The sequence below is a fragment of the Kitasatospora sp. NPDC001119 genome (assembly GCF_053598475.1).
In genome coordinates this window covers 1-14,120 of sequence record NZ_JBSFKI010000021.1, presented here as the reverse complement: position 1 = coordinate 14,120, position 14,120 = coordinate 1, and the positions used below count along the sequence as shown (strand labels likewise).

Below are 14,120 nucleotides of genomic sequence, written 5' to 3'. Positions count from 1 at the left end.
TCACCGTCGGCGGGACACCGGCACGGCGCTGACAGCACGGCGCCGGGGACCCTGGTTCCGGGCGCCACCGGCCACTCTCTAGGGTCGACCCCATGCCGAGAACCACACCCCCGCGCCCGCTCGACGTCGAGGCGCTCTTCCCCGAACTGGCGCACCACCGGGGGACCACCACCCGGCTCCATCCGCGCCCCGGACGGCCGGACGTCTCGGCGAGCTCCGTCGGCGGCCCGCTGCTGTGGCCCGCGGACGAGCCCTGGCCGGTCTGCACCGACCCCCACCCGCACGCCCGCGGTCGGCGCCCGGCGGACGTCCACCGTTCCCGGGAGGTCCTGGCCGCCGCCTGGAACCGCGAGCAGGACCCCGGGCCGACGGACGCGGAACGGCAGCTGCTCAAGGAGCTCGACCGCCGCCACCGCGTCGAAGGACCGGCCGCGGACGGCCCGTTGCCGCTGGTCGGCCTCGCCCAGTTCTACCGGCGGGACGTCCCCGACCTGCCGCCCGGGCCGGACGGCTGCGACCTGCTCCAGGTCTTCTGGTGCCCCTTCGACGCCCACGGCCCGGGCCGCTGGGAGATGCTGCTCGACCTGCGCTGGCGCCGTTCGTGGGAGGTCGCCGAGGTGCTGGCCCAGCCCCCGCGCCCGGAGGTCGTCGGGTTCGACGGGTACCTGCCCGAGCCGTGCGTGCTGCATCCCGAGCAGGTGCCCACCTACCCGTTCGCCGGCCTCCTCCCGGAGGACCTGTGCGCCCGCGTCCGCGCCTGGGAGGAGGCCCGGGAGGCGGCGGCCGAGGAGCACGGGGAGGACGACCCGCCGCTCTACCAGTACGACCTGTCCATCCCGCCCGGCTGGCGCGTCGGCGGCTTCGCCTCCTGGCACAGCACCGACCCGGCACCGATGGACTGCCACGACTGCGCGACCCCGATGCGGCTGCTGCTGACCGTCGACAGCTCGGAGTGGGACGGCGGCAGCGGCAGTTGGCGGCCGCTGGAGGACGAGGCCTCAGCGGACGGCCACGGCGTCGTCATGCCGACCGAGGTCACCGTCGGCCGCTGGGGCCTGCTCAACGTCTTCGCCTGCCCCGCCGACCCCGGCCACCCGCACCGCTGGAGCATCCAGTAGCCGGGGCCGCCGCCCCGCCCGCGGCAGGGTGACGTCCGCGGCGCGTCGCCCGGTGACTGCGGACGGAGCGTCCGTCGCCCGCCGTCACCGGGTTCCGGACGGTGTGTCATGAATTCGCAACAGCCCTCCCACCAGGCGCGATACGAATTGCCCGGGCACCGGAGGGCCCGTAGGGTGCTCGAACGCCGTCGCGTGGACGGCTCGGGGGACGCACGAGGGGTGAACCATGGCGCAGGGGTCGGGGTACGCGATCCAGGCCGGCGGGGCCGAGGGGCAGGCGAAGGCGCTGGACAAGGCGTCCGGGGACGAGGGGACGATCGGAACGGCGATCAGCGACCCGGTCTGCTACGGCGCGGACGTGTTCGGGGGCGAGGACGTCGACCCGGCGTACCGCAACTTCAGCAGCGCCTGGCAGGCGGAGACCGCGACGATCAAGAGCGCGCTGAGCGAGCTGGCCGGCAAGGTGCGGGGCTCCTCGAACGGCTACCAGTCGGCCGACGGCAGCGTGGTGAAGGACCTCGCGTCCGCCTCGCGCAGCGGCGACTACCGGCCCTTCGGCTGAGGCGGGGCCGGCGCGCGCCGGACACCGGAGCGGACGGCGGCTGACGAGCTGACGTCCGCAAGCCGATGAGCAGCCGTCGAGCGGCCGATGGGCAGCCGACGGAGGACCGCCGGGCAGCGGCGGGGAACGACACCACGGGCAACGGGTACAGGGGGCGAACGGGCCGTCATGGCAGGCGAATCCACCACGCAGCGCTGCAAGGCGCTGACCGACCGGCTGAAGGACGTCCGCGGGGCGGACAACAAGAACGATCTGATCTCCGCGATCAAGGGCGCGCTGGCGGTCCACGCGCCGGTCGGGGACCCGGGCACCATCGAGGCCACCGGCAACCGCTACAAGACCGCGGCCGCCGACTCGACCCAGCTCCACCAGGAGGTCCTGGCGGTCGCCACCTCCGGGCTGCCGGACGTCTGGACCGGTTCGACGGGCGCGAAGGCCGCCGAGGTGGTGGCCGCCGCCGCCCGCGCCGTCGACCAGCAGACCACCGCGCTCTACAACGGCGGGACGGCCCTGCTCGGCCTCGCGGACGCGCTGCGCTCCGCCCAGGGCCAGGACGGCGCCGCACGCTCCGCGCTCCAGCAGGTGCTGAGCGAACTGGGCGGCGAGCAGGGCTGGTTCGACGAGTGGTTCGAGGACGACGAGGACGAGGCGGCGCGCAAGAAGGCGCAGCAGGCCGCCGTGCCCCAGGTCGACGCGATGCTGAGCGCCGCCAAACACGCCGACGAGGCGGCCCGGGCGGCGGCCCGCGACCTGAACAAGCTGGCCTCCGAGGCCCGGGCGGGGAAGATGAAGACCAACGCCGTCACAGCCGCCGACAAGCTGGTGCTGGCCGAGACCTCCGGTCCGGACGGCCCGACCGAGCTGAACGAGCTGCTGACCGCCAACGACATGAAGCGGTCCGGCGAGTACCTGGACAAGATGAACGACAAGGACCGGGCGGACTTCGAGAAGCTGCTCGCCGACTCCAAGTCCCCGCAGGAGCGCGCCTATCTGATGAAGGCGCTGGCGGCCGGCCACTCCATGGACGAGATCCGCGCCTTCCAGGGCAAGATCCACGGCAAGGACCCGGAGTGGCTCCGGACGCACCTGACGCCCGTCTACACCGAGGACGGGGACACCAGCAGCGGCGGGCAGCAGGACAACGGCTCCAACCGGAACACCGACCAGGTGACCTTCGACGGCGCCAACTGGAAGCAGGCGGACACCGAGGGCACCTGCGTCGCCTCCTCCACCGTAACCGCCCGGGCGATGGTCGACCCGCTCTACGCGCTGGACCTGACCGGCGGCCCGTCCGGCCAGGAGGACGACCCGGCGGCCTTCCAGCAGCGGCTGCTGGCCGAGCAGCACCGGGTGCACCAGGAGGGCGACGGCGGCGCGAACTGGGACGGCATGGGGGCGGACGGCAAGGAGAAGGTGCTGGAGAAGGAGGTCAGCCCGCACACCGGCGCCGACTTCGACTACAAGCCGATGCCGGACAGCAACGCCCGGCGCGAGCTGCTGCCGGACATCGAGAAGGCGGTCGCCGACGGCAAGCCGGTGCCGGTCGGGGTCGAGGGCTACGACAAGGACGGCAAGCGGTCGGGCCACGCGATGATGATCGTCGGCCAGGAGGGCAACATGCTGCAGATCTACAACCCGTGGGGCACCACCACCTGGGTCAGCGAGGACGACTTCGTCAACGGCCGGATGGCCGGGGCCTCGGACGACCGGCTGCCCACCGCCTACGCCGTCCACCTGCCGAAGTGACCGGCGTGGCAAGGGTGTTCACGGCGGCGTCGGCGCGGAGGCCGACCCGCGGGCCGCTGCGGGCGATGGCGCTGGCGGCCGTCCTGGCGGCCGGGCTGACGGCCTGCGGGCAGGACGCGCCGTCCGGTCCGGACCGCGGCCGGGTGCTCGGCGCGGAGGAGCGCTCGGTCAGCCTCGCCGTCGGCGAGCGCTTCACGATCGCCGTCCGGGACAACTCCTCGGTCGGCGACCGCTGGAGCGTCGCGGCCCCGCAGCCGGACGCCGCGGTCGCGGCCCTGGTCGCGGAGAAGCTCGACCTCCCGGCGGAGTCGAAGACCTCGGACGGCGTCGGCGGCACCCGCTTCTACACCTTCGAGGCCAAGGGCCGCGGGACCACCGCCGTCACCCTCCTCAACTGCTTCCGCAGCTACTGCAACCTCCCCGCACCCAGCGAAGAGAACAGGAACATGGTCGTGCGCAACACCTACCCGGTGACGGTCCGATGAGCCCCGACGACCGCTTCCGCCCCAGGACCGACGAGGAGCTGCGGCAGCTCGACGTGTCCGCCATGCTCCGCTACGGCCTGGCCTTCGCCGGTCCGCACCGGGCCGCGCTGTTCGGCGAGGGCGCCGTCGCGGCGGCGCTGGCCGCCGACGCGCTGGGGGTGCTCCCCCGGTCGCTCGCCTTCCTCGCCGAGGTGGTGCGCAGCGGCGGCGCCCGCTACGCGGCGGACCTCACCGAGCCGCTGCCCGGGGCGGAGCCGGCCCGGCTCGCCCGCGACTGGCTGGGCTCGGCGGCCACCACCGTCACCAGCGTCGACGGCGACCAGCTGCTCGCCCGGTGGCTGGACGCCGTCGCGGAGATCCTCGGCATGCGCCGGGACGTCCGGGGGACCTGACGGGGGCCAGGCGGGCCCGGAGGGAGGACCTGACGGGGGCCTGGCCGGGGATCCGGCCGGGTGCCCGGCGGCGCGTTACTGCTTGACAGGGTGCGTCATACTGTAACGCGCTGGTACGCCCGCGGAACCCGACCCCGTCGGACCCGTCGGGCCCTCCCCCCGCAGCTCGGAGCACCGCATGCACCCCTTCCTCGACCATCCCGGGCCGCTCGCCTTCGCCCACCGGGGCGGTGACCTCGGGCGCCCCGAGAACTCGCTCGCCGCCTTCGAGGCCGCCGTCGCGCTCGGGTACCGCTACCTGGAGACGGACGTGCACGCGACCGCCGACGGTGTGCTGGTCGCCTTCCACGACACGCACCTCGACCGGGTCACCGACCGCGCCGGGGCGGTGGCGGAGCTGCCCTGGGAGAGCGTCAGGCGGGCCCGGATCGGCGGGACCGAGCCGGTGCCGCTGCTGGAGGACCTGCTCGGCGCGTTCCCCGGGGCCCGCTTCAACATCGACGTCAAGGCGGCGCCGGCCGTCGGGCCACTGGTCGAGGCGATCCGCCGGACCGACGCCTGGGACCGGGTCTGCGTCGGCGGCTTCTCCGACAGCCGGCTGGCCGCCGTCCGCGCCGCCGCCGGACCCCGGCTGGCGACCTCGCTCGGCCCGCGCGAGGTGGCCCGGCTGCGGCTGCGCTCGCTGGCCGAATCGTTCCTGCCCGGGCGGGCCTCCACACGGTCCGGAGCGCCGTCCGAAGCCCCGTCCGGGGCGCCGTTCGCCGGGCTGTGCGCGCAGGTGCCGGAGCGTCACCGGGGCGTCCGGGTGGTCGACCGGGCCTTCGTCCGCACCGCCCACCGGCTCGGCCTCCAGGTGCACGTCTGGACTGTGGACGATCCCACACGGATCAGGGCTCTCCTGGACCTGGGTGTGGATGGCATCATGGCCGATCGCATCGACGTCCTGCGGGACGTCCTCGGCGAGCGCGGCTGCTGGACGGACGGCAGTACCGGCTCCAGCACGGTGATGGGAACCCCATGAGCACCACGAACTCGGCGACGCACCTGCCGGACGACCCACCGACCGCCCCCGACGCCGACCCGGCCGCCGCCGACACCGACGCACGCTCCCTGCGCCGGATGCAGTTCGGCTGGTACATCAACGACTGGGCCAACGCCGCCTTCTCGGCCACCGTCCTGACGGTGTTCCTCGGCCCGTACCTGACCACCGTCGCCAAGGACGCCGCCGACGCGGCCGGCAACGTCCACCCGCTCGGCCTGACGATCCGAGCAGGATCGTTCTTCCCGTACACGGTCTCCTTCTCCGTGCTGCTCTCGGTCGCGGTGATGCTGCTGACCGGCACCGTCGCCGACCGCACCGGGCGGCACAAGGAGCTGATGTGCGGCTTCGCGTACGTCGGCTCGCTCGCCACGATGGGGATGTTCTTCCTCGGCGGCGACCGCTACCTGCTCGGCGGCGGGCTGCTGGTGGTCGCCAACATCGCGTACGCGGTCTCGGTCGCGCTGTCCTACGCCTACCTGCCCGGCCTCGCCTCCCCCGACGAGCGCGACAAGGTCTCCTCCAAGGGCTGGGCCTACGGCTACGCGGGCGGCGGACTGCTGCTGATCGCCAACCTGGCGCTGTTCCAGGGCCACGACGCGTTCGGCCTGGACTCCGGCACCGCCGTACGGATCTGCCTCGCCTCGGCCGGCCTGTGGTGGGCGCTGTTCACCATCGTCCCGATGCTGCGGCTGCCCTCCCGGGCCGGCGTGGCCCCCGCCGCCCCCACCGCCCCCACGGAAACCACGGCCACCGCGCCCGGCAAGCCCGGAAAACCCGGCAAGCCCGCCACCGGCAGCCTGCGCGAACTCGGCCGCACCCTGCGCCGGATGCGCGAGCACCCGCTCACCCTGCTCTACCTCGCGGCCTTCCTCTGCTACAACGACGGCATCCAGACCGTCGTCTCCCAGGCCTCGCTCTACGGCAGCGAGGAACTCGGCATGGAGCAGACCTCGCTGGTCACCGCCGTGCTGCTGGTCCAGGTCGTGGCGATCGGCGGCGCCCTGCTGCTAGGCCGGATCGCCCACCGGTACGGCGCCAAGCGGACCATCCTCGGCTCCCTGGTCGGCTGGGTCGTCACCCTGGCCCTCGGCTACTTCATGCCCGCCCACCAGCCCGCCTGGTTCTACGCCCTGGCCTGCATGATCGGCCTGGTGCTCGGCGGCAGCCAGGCGCTCTCCCGCTCCCTCTTCTCCCACCTCATACCGCCGGGCCGGGAGGCCGAGTACTTCAGCTTCTACAAGGTCAGCGACCGCGGCACCAGCTGGATGGGCCCGCTCGTCTTCGGCCTCGCCTACCAGCTCACCGGCAGCTACCGCTCGGCGATCATCTCGCTGCTGGTCTTCTTCGTCATCGGCTTCGCCGTCCTGCTCAAGGTCCCGGTCCGCCGCGCCATCGAGGCCGTCGGCAACCCGGTCCCCGAGCGCCTCTGACCGCTCGCACGACGGACCGGGCCCGGCCGCTCCCCCGCTCGGGCGGGAGGGCGACCGGGCCCGGTTCGTGAACGGCCCGCGGACGCTTCGTCAGCCGGTGACCATGGTCTTGCCGGGGAGCGTGCTCCAGCCGCTCCACCCGCTCTTCCCCGGCTGGTACGAGGCGTGGTTGAAGACACCGTTCTGGCCGGTGGCGAAGAGGTCCAGGGTGCCGGCCGCCGCGTTGAACGTCGCGGTCGGGAAGCGGCCGGTGGTGAACCGCCAGTCCCCGACGTTGGTCCACTCGCTCCACGGCTTGCCGTCGGGCTGCCACTCGGCGCGGGCGAGGACACCGTTGCCGTCGACCGCGAACAGCGCGAAGCCGCCGGTGGCGGGGTCGAAGACGGCGGTCGGCGAGCCCGCGAACTGACGGCTGCGGACCTCGGACCAGCCGCTCCACTTCGTCATGCTCGGGGTGTAGTAGGAGTGCGCGACGACACCGCTGGTCCGGGTGGCGAAGACCTCCGCGACCTTGGTGACCGGGTTGTAGACGGACGTGGGGCTGCCGGTGAACCTCACGTTGTCGTCCTGGGCGTACCAGGGGTTCCAGTCCTGGCCCGGCAGCCAGTAGCTCTGCTTCAGCACGCCGTCGGTGTTGACCGCGAACAGCTCGATGGCACCGGTGGCGGGGTTGTACAGGGCGCTCGGGCTGCCCGTGAACTCCTTGTTGGCCTTGATGTCGTACCAGCCGCTCCACCCCGTCATGCCGACGGTGTAGTAGGAGTGCGCGACGGCCCCGTTGGTCTGGGTGGCGAAGACCTCCGCGGTCTTCGTCGCCGGGTTGTAGACGGCGGTGGGGCTGCCGGTGAACCTCTTGTCGGTGGGCTGGTAGTACCACTCGATCCAGCCCTTGCCGTCCGGCAGCCAGTAGGTCTGGCTGAGCACGCCGTCGGTGCCGATGGCGAACAGCTCGATGGCACCGGTGGCGGGGTTGAACACGGCCGTGGGGACGCTCGCGAACTGCCAGTCGCCGCCGACCCGCGTCCAGTCGCTCCAGGTCGTGCCGTCCGCACTGGAGGAGGACACCACGTGGCGGTCGCTGTCGACGGCGAAGACCGTGGTGGTCTTCCGGACCGGGTCGTAGACCGAGCTGCGGGCGGCCGGGTTGGCGGTGACGGTGTCCCACCAGCCGTCGCGGACCTGGTTGATCCACGCGCCGAGGTCGTCGACCCGGGTGCTGTACGCGCCGGTACGGGTCTCGCCGGCGGGCACGCCCAGGCAGCCGCCCTGCCACGAGCGGGAGGCGACGGCGACCAGCTCGGCCTTGCCGTTGACCTCGCGGACGGCGGGGGCACCGGTGTCGCCCTTGCAGACCGCCGCGCCGCCCGTCCCCGTGATGCCGACGCCGGTCGCGCTCACCGTGTCGAGGCTGAACGCGCCGGAGTGGAGCCGGTTCGGGAGCCACTCGGTCTTGGTGCGCCCGTACCCGGGCACCCGCAGGGTCTGGCCGGCGGTCGGGGCGGTGGTGGCGACCGCGAGCGGGGCGACGCCGGTGACGGGGACGGCCAGGCGGGCCAGGACCAGGTCGCGGTCCTGACGCGGCGCCAGCTCCACCACGTCCGTCACGACACCGGCGCCCGTGGCCAGGTCGGTGCGCCCGACGGTGGCGGTGGTCTTCCACTTCGGCGCACCGGCGGCCAGCGCCTGCGGCTGCGCCGGGTCGTCGGAGAAGCACGAGGCGGCCGTGGCCACCCAGTAGCGGTCCACCAGCGCGCCGGTGCAGACGCGCACGTTGTCGCCGATCGCCAGGCGGACGGTGTAGGCGTAGGAGCCGTCGGCGGGCGCGTCGCCGACCACGGCGCCGGCCGGGACGATGCTGCACAGCGTGCCGGCGGCAGCGGCAGCGGCGAGTACGCCGGCCCGCCGGGAGCGGACCTGGGACTTGCGGGGCATGAGGGATCTCCAGGGAGCGTTCGCGGATCGTTCGGATCGTTCGGGGAGGGCGGCACCCCGCGGGTGCGCGGGGTGCCGGTGGCGCCTTCGACCGGTGGCCGCAGCGGGGCCGCTGCGGGTCAGGGCCGGGTCAGGGGGCGGAGGGGCCGCCGTGGAAGCGGACCCAGAGCGGGCCGCCCTGGCCCTGCGGGTCGAGGGACCAGAGCGTGCTGTTGACATCCCTGACGTAGGTGACCAGGTGCTTGCTGACCGGGTCGACGACGGTCTGCGGGACGGCGTCGGCGGCCAGCGCGGTGCCCGACGGGGTGAGCGGGAGCTCGGTCCACTTCCCGGTGGCGAAGTCCAGCGCGTTCAGCCGGTTGTTCGGCCCGTTGACGTACACCACGGTCCGGTTGCCGGCCGTGTCGGCGATCGCGACCGGGTCGGTGGCGGCCATCACGCCCCAGTGGCGCCAGCCCGGGCCGTACGGGTCGACGGACCACAGGTGGTTGGCGGCGTCGCGGACGAAGGTGGTGAAGTGCCCGGTGGCCGGGTCGACCACGGTCGAGGGGACCGCGTCGGGGGCCAGGGCCGGCGGGATGAACTCGACCCGGCCGGCGCCCCGGCGGTCGATGGAGTTCAGCCGGTTGTTCGGCCCGTTGACGTACACCACGATGTGGCCGTCGTTCGGGTTGATCACCGGCACCGGGTCGGTGGCGGCCAGCCCGCCGAAGTCGTACCAGCCCTCGCCCTGCGGGTCGACGGACCACAGGTGGTTGGCGGTGTCGCGGACGAAGGTGACCAGGTGGCCGGTGGCCGGGTCGACGACCGTGCGCGGCACGGCGTCGGGGGCCAGCACCGTCCCGGCGGGGGTGGGGACGAACTCGGTCCACTTGCCGGTGGTGCGGTCGTAGGACCAGAGCTTGTTGTCCGGCCCGTTGACGTACACGATCACGTGGTTGTCGGCCGGGTTGGCGATCGCGGTCGGGCGGGCGGCCGCGTAGCCGCCCAGGTCGGTCCAGCCCTCGTTCTGCGGGTCGACCGACCACAGGTGGTTCTTGCTGTCCTGGACGAAGGTCAGCGGGTGCCCGGTGGCCGGGTCGACGACGGTGAACGGCGAGCCGGTGACCTTCGTCCCCGACGGGGTCGAGTGGCGGACGTTGGTGATCCACACGCCGAGGTCGTCGACCCGGGTCGCGTACGCGCCGGTGCGGGTCTCGGCGGCCGGGGTGCCCAGGCAGCCGCCCTGCCAGGAGCGGGAGGCGACGGCCACCAGCTCGGCCTTGCCGTTCGTCTCACGGATGGCGGGGGCGCCGGTGTCGCCCTTGCAGACCGCCGCACCGCCCGTCCCCGTGATGCCGACGCCCGTCGCGCTCACCGTGTCGAGCGAGAACGCGCCGGTGTGCGGCTTGGCCGGCACCCACTCGTCCTTCGTCCGGCCGAAACCGGGAACACGCAGCGACTGCCCGGCCGTCGGCGCCGAGGTGCCCACCTCCAGCGGCGTCACACCGTCGACCGGCACGGCCAGACGGGCCATCACCAGGTCGCGGTCGGCGCGCGGCACCAGCTCGACCACCTGGGCCGACTTGGCACCGACGGTGGCGGTGGTGTTCCACTTCGGCTTGCCGGCCGCCAGCGCCTGCGGCTGCGCCGGGTCGTCGGAGAAGCAGGAGGCGGCGGTGAGCACCCAGTACTGGTCGATCAGCGCGCCGGTGCAGCCGCGCAGGCTGTCGCCGATGACGATCCGCGCGGTGGTGGCGGAGGTGGTGTCGGCCGCGGCGCCGCCGGAGACGGCGCCGGCCGGGGCGAAGGTGGTCAGCGCGCCGGCGGCAGCGGCCGCGACGGCTGCCAGCACACCCGCCCGCCGCGGGCGGAGCTGGGACTTGCGGGACATGGGGACTCCCCTTCGGGTCGGTGGGTGGGAGCCCGCGGGGGCGGTCGGTCTCGCGCCGACGGCCCCCGCGGGGCACGGGTACGGGCCCCGGGTCAGCCGGTGGTGGCGGCGATGCCCTGGATGGCGCTGCTGGCGACCTCGTAGAAGGTGGTCCAGCTGCCGTCGGCCTTCTTGTCGGCGGTCCAGATCTTGGCGTCGGTGCCGATCGCGAACAGGCGAATGGTGTCGCCGATGGTGGTGGCGGCGACCTGCTTGACACCGAGGACGTCGGGCACCTTCTCGAAGGTGGTCCAGGGGCCGTTGCCGGTGCTGTCGGTGGTCCAGATCTGGCTGTCGGCACCGACCGCGAACAGGCGCACGGTGTTGCCGATGGTGGTGGCGGCGATGTGCTGGATGCCGCTGCTGGGGATCGCCTCGAAGGTGCTCCACGTGCCGGCGGTGTAGTCGCCGGTGCTGGTCCAGATCCGGCCGTCGCCACCGATCGCGAACAGGCGCACGGTGTTGCCGACGACGGTGGCGGTCACCTGCTTGATGGCGCTGCTGGGCAGCGGCGAGAACGCGCTCCAGGTGCCCGCGGCGTAGTCGCCGTCCGCACCGTAGATGCGCTCGTCGCCGCCGATGGCGAACAGGCGCACCTTGTCGCCCATGGCGACGGCGGTCACCTGCCGGATGCCGCTGTTGCCCGGCACGACCTCGAACGGCGACCAGGCGCCGGAGGCGTCCCTGGTGGTGGTCCGGATCCGCTGGTCGCTGCCGATGCCGAACAGGCGCACCTTGTCGCCCATCGTGACGGCGCTGACCTGCCGGACGCCGCCGCTGTTCGGCACGGCCTCGAAGGTGCCCCACACGTTCGTGGTGTACGCGCCCTCGTTGGCCCAGATCTGGCTGTCGCCGCCGATCGCGAACAGCCGGCTGGCCGGACGGGAGACCCGCACCTGGTTCACCCAGCCGGCGAGGTCGTCGACCCGGGAGCTGAACGCGCCGGTCCGGGTCTCGGTGGCCGGGGTGCCCAGGCAACCGCCCTGCCACGAGCGGGAGGCCACGGCCACCAGCTCGGCCTTGCCGTTGACCTCGCGGATCGCCGGGGCACCGGTGTCACCCTTGCAGATCGCCGCGCCACCGGTACCGGTGATGCCGATCGCGGTCGCGCTCACGGTGTCGAGGGTGAACGCGCCGGTGTGGAGCTTGGACGGCACCCACTCGTCCTTGGTCCGGCCGAAACCGGCGACGCGCAGGCTCTGCCCGGCGGTCGGGGCGGCGGTGGCGACCGCGAGCGGGGCGATGCCGTCCACGGGCGTGGCGAGACGGGCCATGACGAGGTCACGGTCGGCGCGCGGCACCAGCTCGGCCACCTCGGCCGACTTGGCGCCGAGCGTGACGGTGGTCTTCCACTTCGGCTTGCCGGCCGCCAGGGCCTGCGGCTGCGCCGGGTCGTCGGAGAAGCAGGAGGCGGCGGTGAGCACCCAGCTGCGGTCGACCAGCGCGCCGGTGCAGGCGCGCAGGTTGTCGCCGATCGTCAGACGGGCGGTAGAGGTGTAGGTGTTGTCGGCAGCCTCGGGGCCGACCACGGCACCCGCCGGAGAGACGGCGCTCAGCGTGCCGGCGGCGGCGGCCGCGACCAGCACACCCGCCCGACGGGAACGGAACTGGGACTTACGGGACATCAGGAATTCCCCCCTGAGGAGTGACGAGAAGGTGGCGCCCCGCCGGACCGGCGACCGGACGGCGGCCGGTCCGGCGGGACGCGGTGCGGTGCGGGTCGGGGTCAGCCGGTGGTGGCGGCCGTGATCGCCCTGACGCCGGTGGCGCCGCCGGGGACCTCGCCCCACGGGGTCCACCGGCCGGCGTTGTAGTCGGCGTCGCGGTTGTAGACCTTGTCGTCCTCGTTGATGGCGACGATGTGGATGACGTTGCCCTCGGCGCTGCTGGTGATCGCCTTCAGGTGGTTGTCGCTGATCTTGGTCCAGACGGGGTCCCAGCGGCCGAGGTCGAAGTTGCCGTTGGTGCTGAATAGCGAGCCGTCGGAGCCGATGATCTGCAGGTCGACGATGTTGCCGCGGGCGGCGGCGGTGATGCCCTTGACGTCGGCCGCACCGCCCGGGACCTCGGCCCACGGGGTCCAGCTGCCGTCGGGCCGGTTGTCGCGGGTGTAGACCTTGCCGTCCTCGTTGATGACGAAGACGTGGCCGACGCCGTCGGCGGTGGTCGCGCTGGTGATCGCCTTCAGGTTGTTGACGCTGACCAGCTCCCAGGAGCCGACCCACCGGCCGGCGGTGTAGTCGCCCCGGGTGCTGTACAGGGAGCCGTCGACGCCGATGATCTGCAGGCCGACGGTGTTGCCGCGGGCGGACGCGGTGATGCCCTTGACCCCGACCGCACCGCCCGGGACCTCGGCCCACGGGGTCCAGTAGCCACCGACCTTGCCGTCACGCGTGTAGACCTTGCCGTCCGAACCGACGACGAAGACGTGCACGGTGTCGCCGATCGCCACCGAGTCCACGGCGGAGAGGGCACCGCTCGGGACGGGCGACCACTTGCCGAGCCAGCTGCCGGCCTTGTAGTCGGCCACGGTGTCCCACAGCTTGGTGTCCGACCCGATGACCTGCACGTGCAGGCCGGCCGTCACCTCCGTCGTACGGAAACGCACCTCCTGCACCCAGCCGCCGATGTCGTCGACGCGGGAGCTGAACGCGCCGGTACGGGTCTCGGTGGCCGGGGTGCCCAGGCAACCGCCCTGCCAGGAGCGGGAGGCCACGGCGACCAGCTCGGCCTTGCCGTTGACCTCGCGGATGGCGGGGGCGCCGGTGTCGCCCTTGCAGATCGCGGCGCCGCCGGTGCCGGTGGTGCCGATGCCCGTCGCGCTCACGGTGTCGAGGGTGAACGTGCCGGCGTGGAGCTTGTTCGGCACCCACTCGTCCTTCGTCCGGCCGAAACCGGGAACGCGCAGGCTCTGCCCGGCCGTCGGGGCAGCGGTCGCCAGCGGCAGCGGGGCTATCCCGTCCACGGGCGTGGCGAGACGGGCCATGACGAGGTCACGGTCGGCGCGCGGCACCAGCTCGGCCACCTCGGCCGACTTGCCGCCGACCGTCACGGTCGTCTTCCACTTCGGCGCACCGGCGGCCAGGGCCTGCGGCTGCGCCGGGTCGTCGGAGAAGCAGGACGCGGCGGTGAGCACCCAGTAGCGGTCCACCAGCGCGCCGGTGCAGGCCCGCAGGTTGTCGCCGACCACCAGACGGGTGGTGGCGGTGTAGGTGTCGTTGGCGGCCGCGTCGCCGACCACGGCGCCCGCCGGAGAGACGGTGCTCAGCGTGCCGGCGGCGGCGGCCGCGACCAGCACACCCGCCCGCAGGTTGCGGGTCGAGGAGTTGCGAGGCATAGGGGGATTCCCGGAGGTGAGAGGTGGGAGGTGGATGCGGGCGGTGGCCGTCAGCCGGTGACGGTCAGCTCGAGGAGGCTGGTCGCGTTGCCGTTGCTGCCCTTGCCGACCGGCTGGAAGCCGTCCTTGGGGACCTCGAGGGTCTGCTGGGTGGTGCCGTCGGT

11 protein-coding genes are annotated in these 14,120 nt (G+C 73.4%); 7 read left to right on the top strand and 4 right to left on the bottom strand.

Annotated features, from left to right (window positions below; all coding sequences use genetic code 11):
- Positions 1-92: 92 nt before the first annotated feature.
- From ACWDD9_RS25110 to ACWDD9_RS25080, 7 genes are all read left to right on the top strand, one after another.
- Entirely contained in the window at positions 93-1,118 is a 1,026-nt protein-coding gene (locus tag ACWDD9_RS25110) for a hypothetical protein (RefSeq protein WP_449812701.1), read from the top strand.
- 226 nt (positions 1,119-1,344) lie between these two features.
- Positions 1,345-1,680, top strand: a complete 336-nt coding sequence (locus ACWDD9_RS25105; RefSeq protein WP_049651413.1) for a hypothetical protein — start codon at positions 1,345-1,347, stop codon at positions 1,678-1,680.
- A gap of 168 nt (positions 1,681-1,848) precedes the next feature.
- Entirely contained in the window at positions 1,849-3,426 is a 1,578-nt protein-coding gene (locus ACWDD9_RS25100) for a peptidoglycan-binding protein (RefSeq protein ID WP_049651414.1), read from the top strand.
- 5 nt (positions 3,427-3,431) lie between these two features.
- Positions 3,432-3,911 (top strand): protease inhibitor I42 family protein, encoded by a 480-nt coding sequence (locus ACWDD9_RS25095; RefSeq protein WP_449812700.1) that lies wholly within the window; start codon positions 3,432-3,434, stop codon positions 3,909-3,911.
- Positions 3,908-4,303, top strand: coding sequence for a hypothetical protein (locus ACWDD9_RS25090; RefSeq protein WP_449812699.1), 396 nt, complete (start codon positions 3,908-3,910; stop codon positions 4,301-4,303). Before ACWDD9_RS25095 ends, ACWDD9_RS25090 begins: the two co-directional genes overlap by 4 nt.
- A gap of 178 nt (positions 4,304-4,481) precedes the next feature.
- A complete protein-coding gene (locus tag ACWDD9_RS25085) occupies positions 4,482-5,324 on the top strand; it encodes a glycerophosphodiester phosphodiesterase (RefSeq protein ID WP_074005973.1) in 843 nt (280 codons plus the stop codon).
- A 98-nt stretch (positions 5,325-5,422) separates the two neighbouring features.
- A complete protein-coding gene (locus tag ACWDD9_RS25080; protein ID WP_449812768.1) occupies positions 5,423-6,775 on the top strand; it encodes an MFS transporter in 1,353 nt (450 codons plus the stop codon).
- Between the two features lie 90 nt (positions 6,776-6,865).
- On the opposite strand, the gene ACWDD9_RS25075 is transcribed toward ACWDD9_RS25080, so the two are convergent.
- The 4 genes from ACWDD9_RS25075 to ACWDD9_RS25060 form a co-directional block, all read right to left on the bottom strand.
- A complete protein-coding gene (locus tag ACWDD9_RS25075; RefSeq protein WP_449812698.1) occupies positions 6,866-8,707 on the bottom strand; it encodes a trypsin-like serine protease in 1,842 nt (613 codons plus the stop codon).
- Between the two features lie 130 nt (positions 8,708-8,837).
- The gene (locus ACWDD9_RS25070) at positions 8,838-10,580 is read right to left on the bottom strand and encodes a trypsin-like serine protease (protein WP_449812697.1); all 1,743 of its coding nucleotides are present in this window, start codon (positions 10,578-10,580) and stop codon (positions 8,838-8,840) included.
- 92 nt (positions 10,581-10,672) lie between these two features.
- Positions 10,673-12,244, bottom strand: coding sequence for a trypsin-like serine protease (locus ACWDD9_RS25065; protein WP_449812696.1), 1,572 nt, complete (start codon positions 12,242-12,244; stop codon positions 10,673-10,675).
- A gap of 101 nt (positions 12,245-12,345) precedes the next feature.
- Entirely contained in the window at positions 12,346-13,956 is a 1,611-nt protein-coding gene (locus ACWDD9_RS25060) for a trypsin-like serine protease (RefSeq protein WP_449812695.1), read from the bottom strand.
- Between the last annotated feature and the right edge of the window lie 164 nt (positions 13,957-14,120).